Source organism: Sinosporangium album, from assembly GCF_900100605.1.
Taxonomy (GTDB): Bacteria; Actinomycetota; Actinomycetes; order Streptosporangiales; family Streptosporangiaceae; genus Sinosporangium; species Sinosporangium album.
In genome coordinates, this window is sequence record NZ_FNCN01000006.1 from 238,552 (window position 1) to 262,142 (window position 23,591).

A 23,591-nucleotide genomic window follows, 5' to 3' on the forward strand; every position below is an offset into this window, starting at 1 on the left:
TCGCCTTGACCTGAGAGCTTTACCGGGATACCTTTGAGGCCATTTGATGACCTCACGGAGGGTCTCCATGCAGCTCGAAATCCTCTGCAAAGACCAGAACTCAGGCGGCAACGGCTGCCCGACCATCTATCTCGCCGAGGATGGCCAGATAGTGATTCAAGGGCCTGCGGTCGATCAGGAAACCTTCTCTAACCTCGTCAACGTTCTGCCGGGTGAGATCGCTCTACAGATCGCCCCGGAGGTGCTGCTGGGTGCTGTTGAGAGGCTCCGCGCCAAGAACAAGGCCGCCTGAATGGGGCGAGTGTTCCGCTCCCTCGATGACCCGGAGTTCAATCGCTTTTTTTCGGAGTTCCGCTTCACGGCTTATCGCCTGGAGTCGCTACAGCGCTACGACGTCTCCTACGAGAAGGCGGAGTTCGATCTCTTCCTGGCGGGGCGGCAGCGAGGTGAGTTCCCCGGGATCGCACAGTGGATCAGCGAAACCGTCAAGCCCGCTCGGGGTGCCGGCAAGCTCCTGCATCGAGTCCATGTGGTGGAGGAACCCCTTTCCGATTACGTGCGGTTCGAGTGCGCCTGGGCATACACGCACACCGTGCCGGCCGGCGAAGACGTGCGGCTTATCCCCGTCTCGTCCGGGAGTTGGCCCGAGGGGCTTCCTCACTACGACTACTGGCTGTTCGACTCCTCCATCCTCATCACCATGCACTACCAAGAGGATGGCTTGTTCGAAGCAGCGGAGATCGTGAAGGACCCGGAAAAGATTGTGGAGGCCAACTACTGGAGAGATATGGCGGTGAGCCAGTCGATCCCATTTGCCGACTTTTACGAGAAGCGCAACGGCATATTCTAAAGCGGCGAACCGACAAGAATACAGAACTCGGACAACGAATTCGCGGGCGACGCCGATGCCGTCGAACAGCACCGGCTGGATTCCCTCGCCTCCAGCGAAGACGAACTCAGTGACGTGCGCGCCGCGTTCTCTTGGTCGTATCGCGGGTTTTCAACCGAGGTGCAGCACGCCTTCCGGCTCCTCGGCCTCCACCCCGGCCGGGAGTTCGGCTTGACGGCGACCATGGCGCTGGTGGATTCCACTGATCAGCGCGCCGCGCAGCGGCTCCTGGACATGCTGGCTGCGGCGCATCTCCTGCAGAGGGTGTCGCCAAGTCGCTACCGCTTGCACGACCTTCTCAGGGCGCATGCCAAGGAACGGCTTCGAGAAGAGACCAGTGCAAAGGACCAGGCCCTGGCTGTTCGTCGAGTCCTGAGCTGGTATCTCCTGACCGCCGATGCGGGTCGTAGAGTGATCCTTCCTTACTCGCACGAGGTCCCCCTTGTTCCGCGGGAACAGCTTGTGATTCCGGCATTCGCCGACGCCGAAGCAGCCATGAGCTGGTTCAAAGCAGAGCCGCGAACCCATCGTGGAAACCCCCGCCCACGCCCTCGCCACTTTTCAGGCGTGCGATCTGGATGCCGCGTGCATCGGGGACTATCTTGTCGAACGGATCTGAGCTGCCACACTGGATGGCATGATGACCACGCCGCTGCGTGCAGCCGCCCGCGTTATCGCCCTGGACGACGACGAGCGTGTGCTGCTGCTGCGCTATGAGGAGAACGGTGGTTTCTGGGCCACACCCGGCGGCTCCCTCGACAGCGGAGAGGACCACATCACCGCTCTTCTCCGCGAGCTTCGCGAGGAGCTCGGTGTCGAGGAGGGCGAAGTCCACCTAGGTGGGCAGATCGCCGAACGCAGCACCGAGCACGAGGTCGGCGGCCAAGATGTCCGCCAAGTCGAGCGGTACTACCTCGCACGTTTCGCGGCTGACGACATCGACCCCGACCGCGCCACCCAGCCCGACGACATCCAGGCCCGCCGCTGGTGGACTCTTGCTGAACTGCGCTCGACGAGCGAGACCATCTACCCACTCGGCCTCAGCGATCTCGTCGCTGAGATCCTGACCGCAGGTGCGCCCCAGCGACCCGTTCTCTTGCAGTGACCCCGCTTTGAGCCCTGACCTGCCCCCACCCCGCCAATCGGCGCGAGCGCCCTCGGGGCGGAGCTGAATGAGCGGATCGCTCTCTTCTCAGCGCATCCCGCTGTCGCTCCATCATTGCCGACCGTTTCTGAGTGACTCAGGGGAAGGGGGAGGTATGGCTGTTCAGGTGGCGGTGTGTGGGCCTCGGGAATGCACGGAGGAGGACCGGGGGAATGCGCGTGAGTTGGGGAGGTTGCTGGCCGAGCGGGGGGCGGTGGTGATTTGCGGGGGTTATTCGGGGGTTATGGCCGCGGTCGCGGCGGGGGCGCGGGAGGCGGGGGGCACGGTGGTGGGAGTTCTTTCCCGGGACACCAAGGAGGGCGCGAATCCCGATCTGACGGTGGCGATTCCGACGGGGGTTGGGGAGGCTCGCAACAATATCATCGTGAATTCCGGTGACGCCGTGATCGTGGTGGGCGGTTCGTGGGGCACGCTGTCGGAGCTGGCCCTCGCCATGCGTAGGGGGCGTGTGCCGGTGGTCCAGCTCGGTGGGTGGCGGATCCTCGACGAGCGTGGCCGACCGGTCCCCGGCATCCGCCACGCCGCATCCCCCGAGGAGGCTCTGGAGCTGACCGGTTTGTGGGCTTAGGAGCGGCTGCGGACGGTGGTTTGGACTTCGCCGACGGGGATGTCGCGGGTGGCGCTCATGGAGACGGGGGCGTAGGTGCCGGCGACGCCGTTGGCGGTGATGGTCCAGGTGGCGGTGACGGTCATGGTGTAGACGTCGCGGGGCTGGTCGAGGGAGGCGCGTTTGTAGCGGACGCCGCAGCGGAGTGCGGCGCCGCGGGTGTAGCGCTGGCCGGTTCGGCCGCAGTTGTTGGCGACGGTGGCGCGGGCGCCGGAGGTGCCGGATTTGATGGCGATGCGGCTGAGGGTGGCGGTGACGGTGGCGGTCATGCCGGCGAGGGAGGCGGTGGAGGACCGGGTGGTGGTTCCGGTGCCGTCGAGCCAGACGAAGGTGTCGAGGTTGACGTAGCTTTCGGCGTCGGGGTTGATGCGGATGGCGGGTTTGGGCACGGTGAGGGCGGCGCGGGCGATGTCGGTGAGTTCTGCGAGGGTGATGCCGGCCGGCGGGGTTTCGCCTTCGGGCACCCAGAGGAACGGCTGGAGCCCGCTCCAGCAGGCGTTGCCGTTGGGGTCGTTGGCGTTGTAGGCGGGGGCCCACCATCGGCCTCGTTCGCCGACTTTGTCCTTGAACTGCTTGAGGAACTTGTCGTGTTTCTTGGAGTCGGCTCCGGGGGTGAAGCGCATCCACTGGTCGCGGACGCCCTGCTGGGCGTCCAGCATTTCCTGGGCCGAGCGGGCGGGTTCGTACCAGCAGGGGCTCTTAAGGCGATATCCGGTGCTCTTTCCACCGCCCCCGCCGCCGTTCACCACGATGGTGGAGTTGCGCAGGTTGACGCCTGCCTGGTCGCCTTTCTGCCAGGTCTCGCCTGAGGGCCCTCCCCCGTCGCCGGGGTTGGTGGACGCCTGGGCGGCGGCGGGCGCGGCCATGCCCGCCATGCCGCCGCCCATGCCGCCGCCCATGCCGCTGACGAGCAAGGAACCCCCGACAAGCAACGAAAGCAGCCTCGTCACTGCAAGCACTCCTTCGCGGGATCTTGAGGTTGTTGGGCGTGTTGCAGGGAGATCACCCGCCACACGCCGTCGTCGCCGCGCCGTACGCCTGCCATCTGGGCGTAGATGCCGTCGGGTGACCTGGTCCAGGCGGGCTGGTCGGGTAGTGCCTTCCGGGTGCGTGCGTCGATGAGTTCGGCGCCCGATTCGTCGACGCAGGCGCTCACTTCGGCTCCGGCGCCGACGACGGCTTTGACGGCCGGACGGTAGATGCGTATGTGGCCTTGGAGGGAGTGCCCGTCGCGGCGGAAGGTGTCGACCCAGGCGAGGGCGTGGCGGGAGGCGTCGTCCTGGACGAGGGTGCGGTAGTCGGTCGTGGTGTCGCCGGCCACGGCCCGGCGGACGCCGACGATGTAGTCGGTCAGCGCTTTCAGCATCGCCGTACGGCCGGCGCTTTCGCGTGCCGGCCACTCGATGGTGACGGTCAGCCCCGGCCCCACGGTGACGGTGTCGACGCGCCCCCCGCCGGAGGCGGACGAGCCGACCGAGCCCGACGGGGAGCCGGAGGGCGCCGCAGTACCTGCCGCAGTCCGTGGCGGCGTGTCGGCGGGCGTGTCGGCGAGGGCGCCGCCCGGGGTGAAGGGGCGTGGCTCGGCGCATGCCGTACAGGTGGCCAGTACGGCCGCGAGCGCGATCAGGCTGCGCATGGCGGTCACGCTAGGCCGCCCCGGGGCACGGCGGCCAGGGGGCGACCAGGGGTTCGCGTGGTTCGCTATGGCACGCACCGGTCGTCATCCCGCGTCCTCCCGCGCGGGGGGAGCCGCCGAGGTGGAGGGGAACGGGGTGACGCGCCAGGACGGCAGGAGCTCGTCGATGAGCGATTCGGTCTCGGGTGACATGCCGCCGCCGTACGGGTGGGAGGCGGCGCGCCGGTGGAGGGCGTCGGCGACGGCCCGGAGGCGGGCGGCGTCGCCGGTGGCGTAGGTGCCGCGCAGCAGGTCGCGCCAGAGGGCCTCGTCGTCGGCGGCGAGCAGCAGTCCGGCGCGGACGGCCGCGACGGCGGCGACGGGCTGGTCGGCGGCGAGCCGTATCTCGAAGAGCCGGTGGGCGGCGTCGGCGACCTCGGCGATGACGTTGTATTCGAGGTCGTCGGAGGCGAGCCATGCGTAGCGGTCCTTGGGCCGCGAGGCCATGAGGGGGCCGCGGACGAGGCTGAGGGCGCGTTCGAGCAGGTTGGTCCGGGCGGGGGCGTCGCTGTGGGAGCGGCGGACGAGCTCTTGGAAGAGCGACCAGTCGGTGCGCACCTCGGGCCCCAGTTTGAGCCGCCCGGACTCGTCGGTGGACAGGTGGGGCCGTCCGCGGCCGTCGGCGCTGAGCCAGTCGGCGACCCTGGCGATGGCGGAGTCGCGCACGTCGGCGTGGACGCCGCGGGGCCACAGGACGCCGCCGAGGACGACGGGGTGTACGCCGCCGGGGTGGGTGGACAGGTAGACGACGAGTTCCTGGGCGAGGGGCAGGCGGCCCTCTTCGAGGGGGCCGACGCCTTCGAGTTCGATGGGGCCGAGGATGCGCACCTCGATCTCGGGCGCGCGGATGGAGATCGGCGTGTCGGGGGCTGCGACCACGGGCATGGGTTCGCCGTCGAGTCGGCGCGCGGTTTTGAACAGTTCGACCAGCGCGCTGTAGTCGCGTTTGGGGAGGAGCTGGGCGTCGACTTCGAAGCCGAGCGCGTCGATGCGGGTGAGCCCGTCGGCGGTGATCTCCCATGTCCAGGTGGCGTGCGGGAGGTTTCCGGCGATGAGGTAGCCGGTGGCCGATCTGGTGCCGGTGCGGGCGAGGATGGCGAGCCGGGCGGCCTCCTCCTCGGTGGGGGCGACGGCCGACAGCAGGTAGTGCGGGGGCCACGCGGGGTCGGCGGCCCGCGAGTGGACGCGCCCGGTGAGCACCTGGTCGGGCAGGATGTCGACGGCGCGCTTCTCGAACTCGGGGAGGGCCTCGCCGATGCTCGACACGCAGCGGATGCGTTCGGGGGCGATGGCGCTGAGTTCCTCGCCGAAGCCGACGAGGGTGAGGCGCATCCGGTCCGACCACCGGTTGGTGGCGAGTTCGACGGCGAGCGCGGCGAGCGCCGCCGTGGTCTGCGGGCCGTGGATGCCGATGAGGCCCTGCGCGGCCTCCAGGTCGACCAGCACGCGTCCGCGTCCGTCGGTGCCGATGGAGACCAGCCCCGGGTACGGCGCCGCCGCGTCGGCCGCGGTCCTCTCGTCGAGCATGCGCCCGTCGAGCGCGGCCAGCCGCCACACCTGGCCGCCGTCGTGGGCGGTCCACGGTTCGGGGGCGTCCTGCTGCGGCGGGTGAATCCACAGGTCCAGGCTGGCGGCCGACAGGTGCGCGGCGTAGATGGTGGGCGGGGTGCGGCCTTGTGCGGCCAGTTCTCTGCCGAGGACTCTGAGTCCGACGTCGAGCATGCGGCTGCCGGGGGCGTCGGCGCCGAGGCGCAGCGCGGTCTCGGCTTCGGCCGCCTCCTCCCTCGGTCGTGCGATGCGATGTCCGAACGCCCTGTGCCACATCTGTTCGCGCCTCCGCCTGCCAAGCACCACGAGCAGACCGGCGGCGGCCAGCGACGCCCCGGCCAGGTAGTCGAGGGGTTCGAGCCGGGCGCCTCCGGACTCGGTCTGGTCGGTCTGGTCGTTCTGGCCGACCCGGCCCGCCCGCTCGTCCTGTGAAGTTTGTGCGGTCTCTGCGTTTTGTACGGCCGGCTCCCTGTCCACCCGCTGGAGTTCGGACAGGTGCCGGTGGTGCTCCGCGCCCGGATTTGCACCGTCGCCGCCAGTATTGTCCTGTACGGCTAACGCCCCGGCGTCCACCGTCGGCCGCTGCTCGGTGTACTCGACGACATAGTCCTGGTAGTTCAGGGTCCTGTCGGCGTCGCCCGGCGCCTGCCGTACCCCATCAGAGGCAGCGGACGGGGAGTCGGAGGCGGGACCGGACGCCCCCGCGACGCGGGTCGCGTCCTCGGCCTGGGCCGTGGTTCCGCCGCGGGCGTCGCCGGGGGTGAGGTAGTCGGTCTTGCCGTCGAGTTCGGCGGGCTTGCCCGGGTGGCGGTCGAGCGTGGCGCTGCGGGGCTGCTCGCTTGGCACGATGTGTACGTTGACGGCGTCGTCCGGCATGTCGAGCACCCAGCCCGGGCGGATCAGGTCGGCTATCTGCAGCTTGGACCCGTCGGGCTGCTCCTTGTGCTGGTTGAGCCGGTAGATCTCGCCGTATCGCCGCCCGTCTCCGAGGCACTTGTCAGCGATCTCCCACAGGCTCTCGTGGTGGCGCCCGTGCGGCGGCTGCACCACGTACACCTTTTTCGCCTTCTTCACCGGGCTCAGCGACGGCCGGTCGCGGTCTTCCTCCGCCACGGGCGCGGCCAGGGCCGAGGCGATGGCGGAGGGCGAAGGCGGCGGTCCGCTGTTCGCCTTCACCATGGGGAACACGACGGCCGAGGCCGTGAACAGGAGCAGCGCCGCCGATACCAGGCGGTTGGCCAGCGCCTGCGTGCCTCCCGACAGCGGGACGCGGGCGGGCATGCCGACGCGGCGCACCCCCGCGTAGACCTCGACGATCACGCAGACGACGAGCTGCAGCCAGGCCAGCCACACCAGCAGCACGAGGATCGCGATGACGGTGCTCATGCCGACCTGGCTGGACAGCAGGTCGAGGCTCAGCAGTTCCGGCGAGATCGGCGGCCCGGCCAGGCGGAGCAGCGCGAAGGGGACGCCGGCGATGAGTAGGGCGAGGACGCACAGCGCGCCGATGCCGATGAGAATGTCGCCCGCGGTACGGCGGGGCCTGATGCGCACGGGCGTCCGCGACACCGGGCGGCCGGGCCGCATGCCCCGGTCCGCCACACGGCCGTCACCGGCCCGGCTGTCACCCACACGGCCGTCACCGGCCCGGCCGTCCGCCGCGCGACCGTCCCGCCCGCGACTGTCCTTCACTCGCCCGTCCCGCCCGCGACCGTCCCTCATGCGATCGTCCGGCGTGCGGCGGTCCGATGGACGCCTGTCCCCCATGTCCCTCACCTCCCCTCGCCTGTCGCCGTCCGGGCCCCTGCCCGATGTCCCGCTTCTCCCCCTGGTGGTCAGGGTGCCTCCTCTCCGAGATCAGGTCCGGCTGTGGCCTCACCTTCCATCTCTCCGCCGGAAAAGCCAAGAGCCGAGAGGAAGAAAGCCTCCCACCGCACCCGCACCGCGACCGTGACCTGCGTCTGCCCGGATCCGACCGAGCAGTCGCCCGTGCTCACGCCGTCGTCGCCGTGCTCCTCGATGATCTCGCGGGCACGCGCGCACGGTTGTCCGCCACCGAGCAGTCTCGCCTGGTTTGTCCGCCGTAGGTGGTCGACGTCGAGTTCGTCGGCCGCGGCGCGGGCCGCCTGCTCGGCGATGTCGGCGGCGCGCAGCTTGGCGTTGATGGTGGCGCCGCCGTCCACGAGCAGTCCGGCGAGGAGGAAGACGACCACGGAGAAGATGACGGTGAAGACCGACATCGACCCCCGGTCGGCGGCGCGGCGGCGATCCGCGTTCACTCCATCCTCCTGAACCGCTCCAGCGGGACGACGGAGGTGCCGGTCATGCGCTGGGAGACGCCGAGGAAGCCCAGGTTCAACTCGCAGCTCACCTCGGCCCGCACATGTCCGCCTTGGAGCACTCTGGACCAGCGCAGAGAGGTTTCCGGGGAGTCGCACTGCTTCGACAGCACCGCGCGGGCGGTGCGTTCGGCGGCGTCCTCGCCGTCGGCGGTGGAACGTTCGACGGAGGCGGCGCGGGCCGCGTCCCTGGCGGCGCCGTTCACCTCGCCCTGGGCTTCGACGATGCGGCCGGCAGCGACGAGGAACAGCAGGAACAGCACGAACACCGGCGCGAGCATGACCGCCTCGGCGGACATGGACCCGCGTTCGGCGTCCCTCCGTCCCCTCAACCGCACGAGTCGCTCCCGTCATCGGGCCTGAAGCACTCCACCGGTCCGCCGAACCTCGCCGTGACCGTGAACGTGGTGTCGGGGAGCAGCGGCACGACCTGCACCGCCGTACCGGTCACCTCCACTCCTCGCTGATCGCCCTCCTCCCACGCCCGCGCCGTGGCGCCGCGCAGGAGGCTCGGCCCAATGGCGCGCACGATCTGTACGGCACGGGCCTCGGCATCGGCCTGCCATCCCCCGGCCTCGGGGCCCGCCACGCGGGCGAAGCGGGCGCCCTCCCTGGCCGCCGCGTCCGCCACCTGGCGGCCGTGGAACCAGAGCGCGAACTGGACGATGAGCAGCACCACGGCGAGGATCACGGGCATCAGCATCGCGAGTTCGACGACGGTGGCTCCCCGGTCGCGCCGTGCGCCGCGGCGGGTCACCGGTCCCGCTGCCCGTTTCCGCCGCCGCCACCGCCGCCGAAGGTGTTCTCCAGTTCGGCCTGCTGGCTTTCGACCAGGTTCTGGATGAGTGTGGCGAGGCCGAGGGCGACACCGGCGATGATCGCGGTGATGATCACCCATTCGACGGCGGAGGCGCCCTTGGAGGGGGCGTTCCGCGCGCGTTCCACGCGGACGGCTATCGCCGCCTTGGCGTACACGATCCACGGATGGTTCAGCATTACAACCCCAACATCTTCATCGCTGCCGGAAAACTGATAAACACCACGAACCCCGCGCAGAGCAGCAACTGGGCGACCAGCATGGACTGAGACCGCTCACCGGCCCGGCCCTCGATCTCGGCGAGCTCGCGCCTGCGCAGCGTCGCCGCACGCGCCGACAGCGACGCGCGGATCTTCGCCCCGTCGTCGGCCACCAGCCCGAGCGCCGCCGACAGGTCGCGCAGCTCGTCCACGTTGATCTCCTCGCCCAGTTGGCCGAGCGCCTGCCACGGGGTGATCCCGACGATGCGGGCGCTCGACAGAGCCTCCCGGATGCGGGACATCGCCCAGTTGGACCCGGACACGTCGCCGGAATCCCCGGTGTCCCCCACGGACACCGCCATCATCAGGGCCTCGGGCACGCCTCGGCCTCCGGCCAGGTTCATCGCGACCAGGTCGAGGAACGCCCCCACGACATGCCGGAAATCCTGGCGGCGGGCCGCCGCGTCCCGGCGCGTCTGGACATCGGGGAGCATGAAGAACACCGCCGCCGCGGCCAGCGCCGCCCACAGCGGGATCGACACCGACACGCCCCACCCCATGAGGGCCAGCCAGCCGAGCAGAATGGGGAAGGCCAGCAGGCCCGACGCGCCGAGCAGCGCCTTGGTCGCCAGGAAACCTTCGAACGAGCGGCCGAGCAGCGCCAGGTCCGCCTTGAGCGACCTGATCTCCCATCCGCGCGCCGCGTAGAACTGCGCGAGCCTGGCCCCGAGGTTGCGCCGGAAGGCGCCGACCTCCTCGTCGGCGAGGACGAGCTGGAGCCGGGGGCCGTCCGTGCCCTCCCGCGCGGCGTCCAGAGCGAGCAGCCGCGACACGAGGCTGGGTCTGGCGGGGAACAGCGCCCGCAGCAGGAGGAAGATCCCGAGCCCGAGCACGGCACCGGCGAGCAGCGTTTCCGTCACCTGGCCACCTCCCCGACCCGCTCCGGCCGTTCGGGCCGGTCAGACCGGTCCGGGCGTTCGGGCCGGTCCGGGCGCTCGGCGCGTTCGGTGAACCGGCCGAGTAGCCGCGCCGGCTTGTCGAACCGCGCGAGCCTGCGCATCCACACGAAGCCCGCGCCGAACAGCCCGGCCACCACGACGAGTACGGCCTGCCCGAGCAGGTTGTCGTACTCGGCGACGTAGCTCGGGTTGAACACGATCAGCGTGGCCGCGAAGGCGATGGCCGTACCGATCACGATCTGCACGCTGCGCCGGGTCGAGCGGCGCTCGGCCTCGACGCGGCGGCGCATGTCGAGCTCCTCGCGGGCCGACACGGCGAGCGCGGACAGCACGTCGCGCATGCCGGGGCCGCGGAGCTTGGCGTTGAGGATGAGGGCGGCGATCACCAGGTCGGCGGACGGGTCGTCCAGCTCGTCGGCGAACATCCGCAGTGCGTCGGGCAGCGGCATGCGCGTGTGCAGCCGGTCGACCAGGGACCGCAGATGCGGTCTGAGCATCGGCGCGGCGGCGCGGATCGACGACGGGATGGCCTGCTCCAGACCCGCGGCCCCGGCGATGGTGTCGCGCAGCGACTCGGTCCAGGCGGCGAGCCCCTCCAGCCGCTTCATCGCGGCCCGCTCCTCGCCCGCGCCGCCGGACAGCCCGCGCCAGCCCAGCACGAGCAGTACGGCTCCCACCGCCATCACCGGCCACCCGGTCACCACCAGGACGACGACCGCGGCGATGGAGGCGACAGCCGTACGGGTGGACAGGACCCGGACCAGCTCCCGCCGGCGCGCCTTGCGGTCGGCGGCCTCCGGGCGGGGGCGGATGCCGCGGATCGCCATGACGAGGAGGAACAGCCCTCCGCCCGCCAGGGCGCCGGCGAACAGCGCCATCGGGTCGAGCAGACCTGGAGGTACCGGGATCACCCCCACCCCCCTGGCGAGTAGCCGTGGGCCGCCAGCTCGTCCAGGCAGGAGATCGGCGCGTGCGGCAGGGCCGGGCCGTAGTCGGACGGCGCGAACACCTCCGACGACAGCACCCGCCCGTCGCAGCCGGTCACCTCGCGGATGCTCGACACGAACCTGCGCAGGGTGCCGCCCGCGGCGTATTCGTTGCGCTTCTCGATGAAGACCACGAAGTCGATCGCTCCGGCGATCAGCATGTGGCTCGCCTCGATGGGGAGCCTCTCGTTCGCTTGGAGCGCGTACGTCGCGATGCGGTTGAAGACCTCCATGCTGGAGTTCGCGTGGATCGTGGACAGCGACCCGTCGTTGCCCTGCGTCATCGCGTTCAGCATCGTCACGATCTCGTCGCCGAGCACCTCGCCGACGATGACGCGGCTGGGGTTCATGCGCAGGCTCCGCCGTACGAGCTCCGCCATGCTGATCTCGCCCTGCCCCTCGGCGTTGGGGAGGCGCTGCTCGAAGGCGACGACGTTCGGGTGCAGCTCGGCGAACTGGTCGAGGCCCAGTTCGAGGGCACGTTCGACGGTGATGAGCCGTTCGTACGGAGGGATCTCGTTGGCCAGCGCCCGCAGCAGTGTCGTCTTGCCGGCGTTCGTGGAACCCGCGATCATGATGTTCTTGCGTGCCGCGACCGCGGCCGACAGGAAGCGGCCCACCTCCGGGGATACGGTGCCGTTGCCCACGAGGTCGCTGAGGAAGACCTTGCCGAGGCGGGCACGGCGGATCGACACGGCCGGGCGCACGGTGACGTCCATGACCGCCGACAGGCGGGACCCGTCGGGCAGGCGCAGGTCGAGCTGCGGGTTCGCGGTGTCGAACGGCCTGCTCGACAGGCCGCTGTAGGCCGCGAGGATCTGGATCAGCTCGATCAGCTCCTCGTCGGACTCCGCCACCGGCTCGTGCATGAGCTCCTGGCCGTCGGCGTAGCCGACGAAGACCCGGTCGCAGCCGTTGATGTCGATGTTCTCGACGTCGGAGTCGTCGAGGAGCGGCTGCAGCCGGCCCACGCCGAACAGCGCGGCGTGGATGCCCGCCGCGAGCCCTTCCTCCTCCTCGGCGGTCGGCGGCGTACGGCCTACGCCGATCTCGCCGCGCGCGAACTCCTCCAGCACCTGCGCGATCAGCGCCCTGGCAAACTGCCGCTCGTCCTCGCCGGTCATCGGCGGCAGGCCGCTCGCCTGGTCGAGTCTGCGCTGGTGCGCCAGCCGGTCGCCGACCTCCTGCCGGAACCGCTTCACCAGCGCGTGGTCGATGATGCTCACCCGGCCCGCCTCTCCGTCCCCGCCGCGCTCATCGCGCCGGCTCCGGCGCGCGCACGCTGCTGGCGAGGCGACCGGCCAGTTCGCGCGCCGTACGGATCAGAAGGGAGCGGTCCAGGCGTCCGCCCCACTGCCCGCCCAGCAGTTCGGCGCCTTTCGGGTCGTAGGCGAGGCCCGCGACGAAGGCGACCTCCTTGTTGGTGGCGGCGTTCGTCGCGGCGACGATGCGGCGCACCTCGTCGATCGAGCCGCGGTACTGCCTGCTGTCGGCGATCACCACCACGCCCACCTGCGGCCCCTTCTGCATGATCGCGAGACGTTCCCGCAGGTGCGCCACGTGGGGCAGGCTCGCCCGGGTGAACAGCACCACGAGTTCGGCCTCGGCGATCAGGTCGTTCATCTGCGGGTGCCCGCCGAGCCGGCCGCAGTCGGCCAGCACGTCGGCGTTCGGGAGTGCGGCGAAGGCCCGCCCGAGCGGCCCCCACATCCATGTCAGCCCGGCCGCCTGTTCGCCGTGCGTCAGCCCGGCCAGCACGTCGAGCCCGCCGATGATCCGCTGCGTGTGCTCGTAGATCTGCTCCGGCGTGAGACCTCTGCGGGCGGTCGCGCCGAGCGTCAGCAGCCCCCGGCCGGGGTTGAGCATCCCGCCGTCCTCGGCGGGCAGCCGGTAGGCGATGTCGCCGCCGGCCGGGTCGCACTCGGCCACGAGCACGGGCCGGGGCCACACCGCGCCCAGCGCGGTCGCCGCCGTCGTCACCCCGGGGGCCCCTTTGTCGGCGGCGAGGACGATCAGCGCCACGTCACCGCGCTCCTGGAAGCTCGGCCAGCGCGATCTCGCCGCTTGAGGCGTAGAGCGTGATGGTGGGGGCGGCGGAGCTGGCCACGATCACGTTGATCACCCCGTTGCCCCTGCCCTCGGACGGCACCCGATGGACCAGCGCCGCCTGCGCCAGCACTTTCGGTTGTTCACCCGCCCCATTTCGGCCGGGTACAAAAATCACCTGCACCCGGTCGCCCTCGTCCAATCCCGCCGGCACCTGCCCCGGTTTGAGGGCGAGGCCCACAATCGCCTTGCCCGGGCCGAGTTCTTCGCTTTCCCTCACCGTCATCTCCTCGGTGAGCAGCGTGCCCGGGAGCAACGTCACCCGGGCGAAAGTCTTCATGACCTCTTCCCGCTCCGCGAAGGACACATAACCGATGCCCGTATCCGCGATTTGAACCTCTTCCAAAACCTCGGGAGTGAACGGCTGACCTGCACCGACCTGCGCGGAGATGCGGATAGCCGAAACCCGGTCGCCGCTGCGTAGAACAAGCAGGGTCGTCGCCAGGGCTCCACCGAGAATCAGCAGTACGGCGAGCGCCGCCAACGCCGGCTTGCGCTCACGCGGAGGCACGGGCAACTTGCGCGAGGCGGGGCCGGACAGGCCGCCCGGCGCGCCCTTGGCCTGGCCCGAGCCGCCCCCCTGCGGGGTGCGGCCATCGCGAACCGGCCTCTCACTGGTCCTCATGGGTCGGGGGCTCCCAGAGTCGACGGATCACCCGGGTGATCTCGGAAACTTCAGTTGATCATGTCAGGCGAATTGTCGAATTCAAGCCATTATGAGCACCAAAACGGCCGTGCGCGCGACCAATTACGGGGAACCATGCTCAACGGGCAGTCAGACCTCTGTCAATCCCACGGACCTCGATACCCATTGGCATGACAGCCGCGACATGCGGCGAGATGCATGCTATTTAGCGGCATTTACCCCCTTTGCCAATGATCTCACATTCCCCATGAGTCACCACTAAACCCCCCAAGACACCAATGTGATCCATATCACAGCGCCCCCGTTGCGTTTGACTGCACAACACATCACACATTCAGCGCTTTTAGGGCATAAATCCCAACAAACCCCCCAGCTCAGCGCCGTCGTACGGCACAGCCCCGGCCACCCGGCCCGGCCCCTTGAGGAGAGCCCGCGAGGAGCGACGTTTCACCAACGGCCGCGAGCAACTGGATCGGGAACTCCGGATCAGCCTGACCGACCGCGAGTGCAACCCATCGGCCGGCGCCGGGATGCCAGACGGACATCTTCCCGCTGAGCTGGCAGAGCTCGCTGATCAGCTCAGGCGCCGCGATCTCGCTCTCCACGTAAGGCCACAGGTCGACCACCTCAGGCCGTCCCCAGCGCAACGTCAGCGCGGTTGCCAGCGTCTCGAAGGCGGCGGCGATCTCTTCCTCTGCCGCCTCGACGACATCCTCGCCGCGGTCGTCCCAGAAGTCCCGGCCGGCCTTGAGGACGCACATGTGGTGGCGCTGCCCGCTGGAGCGATACCCCTCCCACGTCCCTCCGGGCGGCACCACTCGTTCTTCTTCGCTTGGAAAAGGGCGGGCCAGCAGGTCGTCGACAGTGGCGAGTCGATCTTCCGTGGTCATGCGACGAGGCTAGCCAGAGCGGACCGCACCTGATGCGCGCTCCCCGGAACCGAACTCCTCCCAGGGTAAATCCCGACATATGCCTTATGTCGAGCGGAGAAAGCGGCTGAGGGCGAATTCAGGCCTGACCAGATTCCCCTTTTACGGGCACGGCACCTTACCAAGGCCCCCGGCATCCACCCCCCGGAGCGATCACGCCCGGTTTCCCGGGAACCCCCAGGAGACCCGGAGAATCGGAGACGGAGAGCCCCGGACCGGGCGGGTGACCAGATCAAGATCGCAACATATCGATCTCGCCCATATCAACAAACGAGCCGACCAGGAGGGAGATAACCGCGACAGCGGCCCCAATTCCGGTAGCTTATTGTACCGATAAGGAGATGAGCGGATGCCTCATCATCCTGCCGATGACATGGCATTTCCCGGGAACACATCCCAAAAGCGCGTCCCATGAGCACGTCGGCTGAGTTTCTTACTTCATCCAACGCCCCTCGGTCGGCCGCGTCGGCAGCCGTACGGCCTGACCGCCACCCACAGAGCGGCCAAGGGCTCCCACAAGGAGGAAAAATGCTCACAGGAAAAATGCCCACCATTGCGGACATCGGCGAGAAAACATTGATCCGCGAGTTGCTGCCGCGCCTGTCCACCCACGAGGCGTTCGCGAACAGCTTCGGCGATGCCGCGAGCACCATGCGCACGCCGGACGGGCGGCTGCTGCACTTCGCTATCGACCGGGTCGCCGGGCCCATGGCCGTACGGCACGGCTGGGCGGACCACCGCCTGTGGGGGCGCCTCGCGGTGACGAGCGCGTGCAGCGGCATCCTCGCGGGCGGAGGCGAGCCGCAGGCCGTCATGCTCGCGTTGATCCTGCCCCGGGAGTGGCCGGCCGAGGCCGCCGCCCAGGTCATCGAGGGCGCCGCCGAGGAGTGCGCGGCCAACGACATCGTCTTCGCCGGATGCGACGCCACGGAGGGCCCTTCACCCGAGGTCGTGGCATCGGCGATCGGCGTCGGGGATGGAGACCGAGACGGCCGATCCGACACCGCGTCCACCATGCCCACCATGCCCACCATGCCCACCATGCCCAGTGCGCCCAGTGCGCCCAGTGCGCCCTGCGCGCCACCCGGGCGCGGGGCCCGCCCCGGCGACCTCATCGTGCTCGCCGGCGACCTCGGCGGACATTTCAGCGCCTACCTCCAGCTCACCCACGCGGCACGCTCCCGCGACCGGTCCGCCGCCTCCCGGCGCGGCGCCTGGCTCGACTACGTCGCCCGTCCCCGGGCGCGATGGCACGAGGCCGCCGCCGTACGGCAGGCGGGCCTCGCGACCGCCGGCGCGAACACCCGCCCGGGCCTCCTCGACGCGCTGACCGCCCTGTCCACCGGCCTGGGCGCCGAGATCTCCCTGGATGCCCTCCCCTACCACCCGCTCGCCCTCGAATGCGCTGAACGGCTCGCCATCGACCCGTTCAACCTGGCACTCGGCGCGGGTGACTGGAACATCGTCTACACGGTGCGAGAAGAGCCTTGGGAACGGTTTCACCAGGCTCGCCCCGCAGGCGACACGCTCAAACTCACCGCGATCGGCCGGATCGGCACAGGCACCGGCACAGGCACCGGCGCCGGCACGGACATCGCGTGGACCAACTCCACCGACGACCGCTTCACCTGCCGGCACGTCACCCCGGAGCCTCACGACGGACACGCCCTCGTGCAGCACCTCCGCCACGCCCGAACCCTCATCCAGACCCCGGCCTGATCCCCGCGATCGGGCCGCCCGGCCGAGCCCGAGCAGTGCGTCGGGCGGTCGGTCTCGTTGATCCGGAAAGGCGCGAACGGCGATGGAGCCGTGGCCACGGCTCCATCGCTCCGACCGGCGCCTCGACTCTGGACATGCAGGAAAATCAGCCGGGGTGCTGTCTGGACCCACGGTTCCTTCAGTCAGGCGCTTCCCGGAAGGCTCCGGATTGACGGAGCCATGCCGAACTCAGGCATAAGCCGGTTCGCCGCACACAAATCTGCCGACAGGGGGTTGCACGCAGACCACTACATAGAGGTTGTCGTAGATGGAACCGGTTTTGGTGGTGCCCCAATTTAGGGGAATCGACTCCTCGGGATCCACCAAGCCGACGTAGTAGCTGTCTCCACCAATGCTCGATTCCAGATATATATAGGCGGTGTATCCATCGCAGACGCTCCAGTGCTGTCCCTGCAATTCAACCCATGCCGGGTCGGCGACCGTGCCCGAACCACCCCATTCCACGTAGCCGTCGAATCCTCCGCAGGGGGCCTTACGGGGTTGAACGTAGGAGTATCCCGCGGCTCCGGCCTGCGCGGAGGAGGTGGATGGCGTATTCGCCTGGGCTCCGGCCGGGGCAAGGCCGGTGAATGCCACAGATACGGACGCAGTGACGAGAGCTAATTTTCCAAGAAAGTTCCTGATCACGTTTACTCCTTTGCGCGGACGAAGCCAGTGGGGCTGTGATCCTTGCTAGGAAAAACGTAACCTTGCTGCGAAATATGTACAGTAGGAACTTTCTCCACCTTTAGTGACATATGCCTGACCGGCCAGGCGCTGAACATGGGGTTCTCCCCGGGCCGGACTCGGCACCGCTCCCAGGGGTCGGGCGGCGGTCGGGTCGGCCGTGTGGGCGCCGCGACCTGCCGACCCGCCGGGAGCGGCACGTTGAAGGGGCATCAGGCGGCCTGGGCGGTCAGAACCTCTCGTCTCGGACGAGGTCCAGGTCGACGAAGCGCGGTGGACCGTCGCACAGGGCGGCCATGCGGTGGGCCAGGTCCCCGGTCTGCGGGAGCTCGCTGTTGCGTATCGCCTCCTCGTAGGAGGGGAACTCGATGATCGCCATGTAGTGCTGAGGGCGCCGGTGGTCGCGGGTCAGCATGGTGTGGGTGGCTGTACGGTCACCGACGGTGGACTCGCGCCACTTGTCCAGCAGGCTTTGGATCTGTTCTTCGTGCGTGGTGTCGAACTCGATGACTTGGACGAATTTCATGAGAAGCTCCTCTGCCTCCGTCTTCAAGTCCAATCCCGGGGACCCGACACAACAAGCCACGTTTGGTCAAATCGCCTCACGTTCGAGATAATCAACGGCGCCCCGACAGCATCCCCCCGGCGCGGCGCCGCAGCCCCGCAGGCGCCCGGCGGCACCCCGTCCCACCATGGCTTTTCCACAGAGGGTGCACGCCCATCCACAAGCCGTACCCGAGGCATTTGACCATTTCAAGTGCCCACATACCACCCGAAGCCACCACGCGCTACCCCAGTTATCCACAGCTCTGTCCACAGATTGCCATGTCATCCACAGGCCAGGTCGGCCGTCCACAGGGCATGAGCGCGGAATACACCAGCGGACCACGCCAAGGGCACCCGCGGGCACACAAGATCCACAACGACGCGCCCCGGGGCGACCACAGCCAGCCACAGCCCAGCCACAGACGCGACCGGAGAGGCGACCAGAGGGCGATCCCAGGGGGACCGCCGAGCGACCGCGGGGCCGATCCACCGCACATGTCATGTGGATAACGCCCCATCCCGAATGCCCCGATGGGTCGGTACGTTGAGTGCGTGCCTGTCGTCGAGATCATGAACCTCCGAGGGGGATCACGATGCGGATCATGCTCACCGTGCTCGGGGAGCAAGCGGACCGCGAGGTCGTGGTGGAGGGCGACGAGACGACGACGGTCGCCCACGTGGCGCGGTCGTTGAGCAACGGGCCCACGCGGAAGCCCGCGAAACACGCCAAGGTGGTCAAACTGGCGAGGACGCGGGCGCCGTACGGCATGGACCGGGGAGCCGACCCCGAACCGGTGCGGCTGTGGCGGGACGGGCGGGAGCTCGACCCCGCGGCGCGGGCGCAAGCGGTGCTGCGCGACGGCGACCTGGTGACGCTGGACCGGCGGCTGGCCGCGGCGACGATCGCGGAGGAGCCCGCCGGGGTGGTGGAGGTGCGGGTCGTGGGCGGACCGGCGGGCGGCGCGGTGCACCGGGTGGGCCTCGGGGCCCACGTCATCGGGTCGTCGCCGGCGTGTGCGATAGCCGTACCGGATCCCCTGCTGGCCGCCGAAGCCGTTGTGATGCGGGTGACCCCGGACGGGGTGCAGGTCAAGGGCCTGCGGCGGCGGCGCAGGGACGAGGAGGTGCCGTGGGACGACGACGGGCGGCTGCGGCGGCTGTGGGACGAGGGGCTGGCGGTCTACGAGGAGAAGGACTACTCCGACCGGCCGGGCGACCGGAACGCCGAGGCGGCCCCCTGGGAGGAGATGAGGGGGGCGTCGGAGCGGCTGGAGTACGCCGACGCCGAGCTCGCGGGCAAGCGGCTGACGCGGCCCGTCCACTGGCCGCAGGACGCGCTGCTGCGCTGCGGGGCCTCGGTGTTCACGGTGCGGCCCATCGAACCGCCCGACGCGCACCTGGACGTGCGGCAGGACGGCGGCCTGGCCTACAACCGCCCCCCGAGGCTGCGCGAGACGGAGTCGCGGCGCCGGTTCGAGGTGCCCGCCGAGCCGAAGCCCAGCGAGGGCATGCGCCTGCAGTTGCTGGCGGCGTTCCTGCCGGCGCTGCTCGGCGTGACGATGGTGTTCATCCTGGGCAACTGGATGTTCCTGCTGTTCGCCCTGCTCACCCCGTTGATCTTCATCGCGACGTGGTGGAGCGACCGTAGACACGGACGCAAGCAGCACCGGCAGGCCATGAAGCTCTACAAGGAGCGGATGGAGGAGTTCGACGGCTCCATGGACCGGGCCAGGGCCGCCGATGAGAAGGCCCGCAGGGCCGCCGCGCCGGACCCGGCGGAGGTGCTGCTGACGGCGACGGGGCCGCGGCGCAGGCTGTGGGAGCGGCGCGTCCACGACGCGGACGCGCTGCGCCTGAGGGTCGGGCTGGCGGATCTGCCGGCGGATGTGGAGCTCGTGCCGGAGCGGGGCGCGTCGATGGACATGAGGCTGCCCGATCCGCCGACGTCCCGCGACGTGCCGGTCGCGCTGGCGATGCGGCGGCTGGGGGTGGCCGGCGTGACCGGGCCGCGCAAGGTGGTCGGGGGTCTCGTGCGGTGGCTGGTCGGCCAGGCGGCGGCGCTGCACAGCCCCCGCGACCTGGCCATCGTGGTGCTGACGGCGCACGGCGACGGGGCGGCGCGGTGGGATTTCGTCCGCTGGCTGCCGCATTGCGCCCCGCACGGGGCCGAGGACTGCGTCACGCTGATCGGCGGCGACCCCGAGACCGCCGGGCGGCGCGTCGCCGAACTGGTGGCCCTGATCAACGAGCGGCTGGACGAGGACGCGCCGAAGGCCCCCGGCCGTACGGCGGCGGCGTGGGAGGAGTTCGGCGGCTCCTGGACCGGCGAGAAGCGCGGGGACGGCGAGCCCGCGTTCTCCTCCTACGACCAGCGCCCCTATGACGTCCTCGTCGTCGTCGACGGCGCGCAGGTGCTGCGCGGTCTGCCGGGTATGCCGCAGGTGCTGCGCCAGGGGCCCCGTGCCGGCGTCTACACGCTGGCGATCGACGAGGACCAGCGCCTGCTCCCCGAGGAGTGCGCGACGGTCGCCGAGTGCGGGCGCGACGGGATGGTACGGCTGCGCGGCGGCGGCCTCGACGCCATCGGGCCGATCCTGGTCGACGGGGTGTCGGCGGCGTGGTGCGATCGGCTGGCCCGCGCGCTCGCGCCGATCCGCGACGTGAGCCGCGACGACGAGGCGTCGGCCCTGCCGACGGCGGCGCGCCTGCTCGATCTGCTGGAGCTGCCCGCGTTGACGGGCCATGCCGTACGCAAGCGGTGGCGGCCCGGCACCCGCACCACCGAGGCGTTGATCGGTGTCGGCCCGGAGGGGCCGTTCACGGTGGACCTGCGCCTCGACGGCCCGCACGCTCTCGTCGCCGGTACGACGGGGTCCGGCAAGTCCGAGCTCCTCCAGACGCTGATCGCGTCCCTGGCGGCGGCCAACCCGCCCGACGAGATGACGTTCGTGCTCATCGACTACAAGGGCGGGGCGGCGTTCAAGGAGTGCGTACGGCTCCCGCACACGGTCGGCATGGTCAGCGACCTCGACGGTCACCTCACGCAGCGCGCGCTCCAGTCGCTCGCGGCGGAGATCCGGCGGCGTGAGCGCCTGCTGCTGGCCTCCGGCACCAAGGACATCGACGATTACCTGATTTTGCGGGACAAGGGTGTCGTCACCGAGCCGCTGCCCCGGCTCGTGCTGATCATCGATGAGTTCGCGGCGCTGGTGACGGAACTGCCGGACTTCGTGACCGGGCTGGTGGACATCGCGCGGCGCGGCCGTTCGCTCGGCATCCATCTGGTGCTGGCGACGCAGCGGCCCGGCGGGGTGGTCACCGCCGACATCCAGGCCAACACCTCGCTGCGGATCGCGCTGCGGGTCACCGAGCCGGAGGAGTCGGCCGACATCATCGACCGGCCCGACGCGGCACACATCTCCCCGTCGACGCCGGGCCGCTGCTACGTGGTGGTGGGTGGCGGCGGGGCGGCGACAGCCGTACAGACCGCGCGGGTCGGGGGGCGGGCGCAGGCCGGGGAGGAGACGGCGGAGCTGCGCGTGGTCGACCTTTCGTGGCGGACGCTGGGGCTGCCGCTGCCGGCCGTACGGGACACGAGGGAGACCGCCGAGGTCACCGACCTGGCGATGCTGGCCGACGCGGTGGTGGACGCCGCGTCGCTGGCGGGGGTGGCGCGCAGGCCGTCGCCGTGGCTGCCTCCGCTGCCGGAGCGGGTCACGCTGGCGGAGGCGGAGGACCCGGCGGCGGAGGGCGGCGGCGAGGTGCCTCCGCTGGTGTTCGGGACGACCGACCGACCGTGGGCGCAGGACCGGAAGGCGCTCGCCGTGGACCTGGTGCGCGGCGGGCATCTGCTGGTCGCGGGCGCGGCGCGCACGGGGCGTTCCACGCTGCTGCGTACGATCGCCGGGTCGCTCGCGGCCCGGGCGTCGGCCGACGACGTGCATCTGCACGCGATCGACTGCGGCTCCGGGGCGCTGCTGCCGCTGGTCGCGCTGCCGCACTGCGGGGCGGTGGTGACGCGGGACCAGTTGGAGCGCGTGGAGCGCCTCCTGACCCGCCTCAGGGACGAGGTGGGGCGGCGGCAGCGGATGCTGGCGGAGGCGGGATACGCGTCGCTGGCCGAGTTGCGCGCGGCGGCGCCGCCGGGCGGGGAGCGTCCGCCGTGGATGCTGCTTCTACTGGACCGCTGGGAGGGGTTCGTCGGCGCCTTCGAGGGCTACGACTACGGGCGGCTGATCGAGGCGTTCCTGCAGTTGTTGCGGGAAGGCCCGGCCGTGGGGCTGCGGGCGGTGGTCACCTCGGACCGCTCCGGGCTGCTCGGCCAGATCTCCACCGTGTTCGACGACCGGCTGATCATGAAGATGGCCGATTCCGCGGATTACGGGCTGGCCGGATTCCCGATGCGGGATCTCCCCGCGTCGATGCCGCCCGGGCGCGTGCTCGCGCTCGGCGAGCAAGGATTGGCGGAAAGCCAGGTCGCGCTGCTCTGCGACGACCCTTCGGGGCCCGCGCAGGTGGCGGCCCTGCAGGCGCTCGCCCGCGAGGTCGCGCCGCCGCGCGCCCGGGGGCCGCTGCGGGTCGACGTGCTTCCGATGCATGTGACGGCGGGGCAGGCGATGGACCTCGTTCCCGACTTCGCCGCCCCGTCGCCGCTGTGGGCGCTGCTGGGCGTCGGGGGCGATGCCCTGGTTCCGCTCGGTGTGGATGTGCTGGCCCACGGGCCGGGGGCGGTCGTGGCGGGCCCCTCCCGGTCGGGCCGGTCGTCGGCGCTGGTCACGGCGGCGCACTCGCTGCTGTCCCGGGGGACGCCCGTGGTGGCGGTGGCCCCGCGGCGCAGCCCTCTGCGCGACCTCGACGGCCTGCCCGGGGTGGCGGCCGTCCTATCCGCGGAAGGCGACCTGCGGGCGGCGGTGGCGGAGCTGCGGAGCTACGTCGTGATCGTGGACGACGCCGAGCTCATCTCACCGGACTCGCCTCTCGGCATGGCCTTGGAGGAGGTTCTGAGAGCGGGCCGGGACGCCGACCACGGATTGCTCATCGCGGGCACCACCGGCGATCTGACCTCGGCCTACCGCGGGTTCGTGGCCGAGGCCCGCAAGTCGCGCACCGGCCTGCTGCTGTCGGTGCAGAGCCCCGCCGACGGCGACCTGTTCAACGTACGGCTCGCGCGCGGCGCGAGCGGCGGTCCGCCGGGACGCGGCCTGCTCGTCACCGCGGGTACGGTGACGCCCGTGCAGGCCGCGCTCCCTTGATGCTCCCTTGATGCTCCCTTGATGCTCCCCTGGTGCTCCTCTGAGGAGGACCTGACCCCCCACCGGGTGCCCGCACCCCGCTTTCCCTCGGGGCGCGGGACCCCGGTCAGCGGGTCGCGGACTCGATGTTGCCGCGGTAGGTGTTGATCACCCGGGCGGCCTCCTGCAGCTCCTCCGACATGCGCTGGAACGCGGCGCGGGAGCTCTGCCACGCGTCGCGAAAACGCTCGGCGCCAGGACCGGTCCACGCCGTGCCCACCTTGGCCGCCTCACGGTCGAGCGCCGCCATCGTGGTGCGTACCTGGTCGGCCTGCTGGCTGAACGCGGTAGCCATCTGCTGCATTTCCGCGGGGTTGCCACCGAGCAAGCTCTGGCTCATGCCAGTCTCCTTCTGGATCGACGTCCCAAAGCAAAGCTTCCCCACGATAGACGCCAGATAGGGGATAGATCCACATTATGCAGAACGGCTATGAAGCGCTGGC

23 protein-coding genes are annotated in these 23,591 nt (G+C 70.3%); 6 read left to right on the forward strand and 17 right to left on the reverse strand.

Features of this window, described 5'->3' with window-relative positions; all coding sequences use genetic code 11:
• The first annotated feature begins 67 nt into the window (after positions 1-67).
• Together BLQ73_RS08750 and BLQ73_RS08755 are read left to right on the forward strand one after the other, a co-directional pair.
• Positions 68-292 carry a hypothetical protein gene (locus tag BLQ73_RS08750; protein WP_093169926.1) on the forward strand — a complete coding sequence of 75 codons (225 nt, stop codon included), beginning with the start codon at positions 68-70 and terminating at the stop codon, positions 290-292.
• A 9-nt stretch (positions 293-301) separates the two neighbouring features.
• On the forward strand, positions 302-850 hold the full coding sequence (locus BLQ73_RS08755; RefSeq protein WP_245690906.1) for a DUF6879 family protein: 549 nt from the start codon (positions 302-304) through the stop codon (positions 848-850).
• Positions 851-1,000: 150 nt separating this feature from the next.
• Here the strand turns inward: BLQ73_RS08755 and BLQ73_RS32160 are convergent, their stop codons facing one another.
• The gene (locus BLQ73_RS32160) at positions 1,001-1,141 is read right to left on the reverse strand and encodes a hypothetical protein (protein ID WP_176955334.1); all 141 of its coding nucleotides are present in this window, start codon (positions 1,139-1,141) and stop codon (positions 1,001-1,003) included.
• A 385-nt stretch (positions 1,142-1,526) separates the two neighbouring features.
• Between BLQ73_RS32160 and BLQ73_RS08765 the strand changes: the two genes are divergently transcribed.
• Both BLQ73_RS08765 and BLQ73_RS08770 read left to right on the forward strand, forming a co-directional pair.
• The gene (locus BLQ73_RS08765; RefSeq protein ID WP_218125675.1) at positions 1,527-1,994 is read left to right on the forward strand and encodes an NUDIX hydrolase; all 468 of its coding nucleotides are present in this window, start codon (positions 1,527-1,529) and stop codon (positions 1,992-1,994) included.
• 154 nt (positions 1,995-2,148) lie between these two features.
• Positions 2,149-2,622: a TIGR00725 family protein gene (locus tag BLQ73_RS08770; protein ID WP_093169857.1), complete on the forward strand. Its 474-nt coding sequence runs from the start codon at positions 2,149-2,151 to the stop codon at positions 2,620-2,622.
• On the opposite strand, the gene BLQ73_RS08775 is transcribed toward BLQ73_RS08770, so the two are convergent.
• From BLQ73_RS08775 to BLQ73_RS08835, 13 genes are all read right to left on the reverse strand, one after another.
• A complete protein-coding gene (locus BLQ73_RS08775; RefSeq protein WP_245690907.1) occupies positions 2,619-3,611 on the reverse strand; it encodes a hypothetical protein in 993 nt (330 codons plus the stop codon). The two genes, BLQ73_RS08770 and BLQ73_RS08775, sit on opposite strands and share 4 nt — an antisense overlap.
• Positions 3,608-4,297, reverse strand: coding sequence for a hypothetical protein (locus tag BLQ73_RS08780; RefSeq protein WP_093169858.1), 690 nt, complete (start codon positions 4,295-4,297; stop codon positions 3,608-3,610). The genes BLQ73_RS08775 and BLQ73_RS08780 overlap by 4 nt, the downstream gene beginning before the upstream one ends.
• Before the next feature lie 84 nt (positions 4,298-4,381).
• A complete protein-coding gene (locus BLQ73_RS32165; protein ID WP_245690908.1) occupies positions 4,382-7,516 on the reverse strand; it encodes an AfsR/SARP family transcriptional regulator in 3,135 nt (1,044 codons plus the stop codon).
• A 203-nt stretch (positions 7,517-7,719) separates the two neighbouring features.
• A complete protein-coding gene (locus tag BLQ73_RS08790; RefSeq protein ID WP_245690909.1) occupies positions 7,720-8,163 on the reverse strand; it encodes a pilus assembly protein TadG-related protein in 444 nt (147 codons plus the stop codon).
• Positions 8,160-8,561, reverse strand: a complete 402-nt coding sequence (locus tag BLQ73_RS08795) for a TadE/TadG family type IV pilus assembly protein (RefSeq protein ID WP_143020180.1) — start codon at positions 8,559-8,561, stop codon at positions 8,160-8,162. The genes BLQ73_RS08790 and BLQ73_RS08795 overlap by 4 nt, the downstream gene beginning before the upstream one ends.
• Positions 8,552-8,980 carry a TadE/TadG family type IV pilus assembly protein gene (locus BLQ73_RS08800; protein WP_245690910.1) on the reverse strand — a complete coding sequence of 143 codons (429 nt, stop codon included), beginning with the start codon at positions 8,978-8,980 and terminating at the stop codon, positions 8,552-8,554. The genes BLQ73_RS08795 and BLQ73_RS08800 overlap by 10 nt, the downstream gene beginning before the upstream one ends.
• Complete coding sequence (locus BLQ73_RS08805; protein WP_093169861.1) at positions 8,977-9,219, reverse strand: hypothetical protein; 243 nt, start codon at positions 9,217-9,219, stop codon at positions 8,977-8,979. Before BLQ73_RS08805 ends, BLQ73_RS08800 begins: the two co-directional genes overlap by 4 nt.
• Positions 9,219-10,160, reverse strand: a complete 942-nt coding sequence (locus tag BLQ73_RS08810; RefSeq protein WP_093169862.1) for a type II secretion system protein — start codon at positions 10,158-10,160, stop codon at positions 9,219-9,221. The genes BLQ73_RS08805 and BLQ73_RS08810 overlap by 1 nt, the downstream gene beginning before the upstream one ends.
• Complete coding sequence (locus tag BLQ73_RS08815; protein ID WP_245690911.1) at positions 10,157-11,110, reverse strand: type II secretion system F family protein; 954 nt, start codon at positions 11,108-11,110, stop codon at positions 10,157-10,159. The genes BLQ73_RS08810 and BLQ73_RS08815 overlap by 4 nt, the downstream gene beginning before the upstream one ends.
• Positions 11,107-12,411, reverse strand: coding sequence for a TadA family conjugal transfer-associated ATPase (locus tag BLQ73_RS08820; RefSeq protein ID WP_245690912.1), 1,305 nt, complete (start codon positions 12,409-12,411; stop codon positions 11,107-11,109). Before BLQ73_RS08820 ends, BLQ73_RS08815 begins: the two co-directional genes overlap by 4 nt.
• 28 nt (positions 12,412-12,439) lie before the next feature.
• Positions 12,440-13,207 (reverse strand): hypothetical protein, encoded by a 768-nt coding sequence (locus tag BLQ73_RS08825; RefSeq protein ID WP_093169863.1) that lies wholly within the window; start codon positions 13,205-13,207, stop codon positions 12,440-12,442.
• A 1-nt stretch (position 13,208) separates the two neighbouring features.
• Positions 13,209-13,916, reverse strand: a complete 708-nt coding sequence (locus BLQ73_RS08830) for a hypothetical protein (RefSeq protein WP_245690913.1) — start codon at positions 13,914-13,916, stop codon at positions 13,209-13,211.
• A 395-nt stretch (positions 13,917-14,311) separates the two neighbouring features.
• On the reverse strand, positions 14,312-14,827 hold the full coding sequence (locus BLQ73_RS08835) for a hypothetical protein (protein WP_093169864.1): 516 nt from the start codon (positions 14,825-14,827) through the stop codon (positions 14,312-14,314).
• A gap of 567 nt (positions 14,828-15,394) precedes the next feature.
• Here BLQ73_RS08835 and BLQ73_RS08840 point away from each other — a divergent pair.
• The gene (locus BLQ73_RS08840; RefSeq protein ID WP_176955335.1) at positions 15,395-16,585 is read left to right on the forward strand and encodes a thiamine-phosphate kinase; all 1,191 of its coding nucleotides are present in this window, start codon (positions 15,395-15,397) and stop codon (positions 16,583-16,585) included.
• Between the two features lie 228 nt (positions 16,586-16,813).
• Here the strand turns inward: BLQ73_RS08840 and BLQ73_RS31075 are convergent, their stop codons facing one another.
• Positions 16,814-17,272 (reverse strand): hypothetical protein, encoded by a 459-nt coding sequence (locus BLQ73_RS31075; RefSeq protein ID WP_143020181.1) that lies wholly within the window; start codon positions 17,270-17,272, stop codon positions 16,814-16,816.
• A gap of 268 nt (positions 17,273-17,540) precedes the next feature.
• Positions 17,541-17,837: a hypothetical protein gene (locus BLQ73_RS08845; protein WP_093169866.1), complete on the reverse strand. Its 297-nt coding sequence runs from the start codon at positions 17,835-17,837 to the stop codon at positions 17,541-17,543.
• 613 nt (positions 17,838-18,450) lie between these two features.
• Between BLQ73_RS08845 and BLQ73_RS08850 the strand changes: the two genes are divergently transcribed.
• Positions 18,451-23,109 carry an FtsK/SpoIIIE domain-containing protein gene (locus BLQ73_RS08850; RefSeq protein ID WP_218125676.1) on the forward strand — a complete coding sequence of 1,553 codons (4,659 nt, stop codon included), beginning with the start codon at positions 18,451-18,453 and terminating at the stop codon, positions 23,107-23,109.
• A 106-nt stretch (positions 23,110-23,215) separates the two neighbouring features.
• On the opposite strand, the gene BLQ73_RS08855 is transcribed toward BLQ73_RS08850, so the two are convergent.
• Positions 23,216-23,488 carry a WXG100 family type VII secretion target gene (locus BLQ73_RS08855; protein ID WP_093169867.1) on the reverse strand — a complete coding sequence of 91 codons (273 nt, stop codon included), beginning with the start codon at positions 23,486-23,488 and terminating at the stop codon, positions 23,216-23,218.
• Positions 23,489-23,591: the final 103 nt, after the last annotated feature.

What these genes read in the sequence shown, in the direction of transcription:
- BLQ73_RS08750 (WP_093169926.1), top strand. Translation starts at nt 68, where the DNA reads ATGCAGCTCGAAATCCTCTGCAAAGACCAGAACTCAGGCGGCAACGGC.
- BLQ73_RS32160 (WP_176955334.1), bottom strand. Translation starts at nt 1,141, where the DNA reads ATGCGCCGCAGCCAGCATGTCCAGGAGCCGCTGCGCGGCGCGCTGATC.
- BLQ73_RS08765 (WP_218125675.1), top strand. Translation starts at nt 1,527, where the DNA reads ATGATGACCACGCCGCTGCGTGCAGCCGCCCGCGTTATCGCCCTGGAC.
- BLQ73_RS08770 (WP_093169857.1), top strand. Translation starts at nt 2,149, where the DNA reads ATGGCTGTTCAGGTGGCGGTGTGTGGGCCTCGGGAATGCACGGAGGAG.
- BLQ73_RS08780 (WP_093169858.1), bottom strand. Translation starts at nt 4,297, where the DNA reads ATGCGCAGCCTGATCGCGCTCGCGGCCGTACTGGCCACCTGTACGGCA.
- BLQ73_RS08805 (WP_093169861.1), bottom strand. Translation starts at nt 9,219, where the DNA reads ATGCTGAACCATCCGTGGATCGTGTACGCCAAGGCGGCGATAGCCGTC.
- BLQ73_RS08830 (WP_245690913.1), bottom strand. Translation starts at nt 13,916, where the DNA reads ATGAGGACCAGTGAGAGGCCGGTTCGCGATGGCCGCACCCCGCAGGGG.
- BLQ73_RS08835 (WP_093169864.1), bottom strand. Translation starts at nt 14,827, where the DNA reads ATGACCACGGAAGATCGACTCGCCACTGTCGACGACCTGCTGGCCCGC.
- BLQ73_RS08840 (WP_176955335.1), top strand. Translation starts at nt 15,395, where the DNA reads ATGCTCACAGGAAAAATGCCCACCATTGCGGACATCGGCGAGAAAACA.
- BLQ73_RS08845 (WP_093169866.1), bottom strand. Translation starts at nt 17,837, where the DNA reads ATGAAATTCGTCCAAGTCATCGAGTTCGACACCACGCACGAAGAACAG.
- BLQ73_RS08850 (WP_218125676.1), top strand. Translation starts at nt 18,451, where the DNA reads ATGCGGATCATGCTCACCGTGCTCGGGGAGCAAGCGGACCGCGAGGTC.
- BLQ73_RS08855 (WP_093169867.1), bottom strand. Translation starts at nt 23,488, where the DNA reads ATGAGCCAGAGCTTGCTCGGTGGCAACCCCGCGGAAATGCAGCAGATG.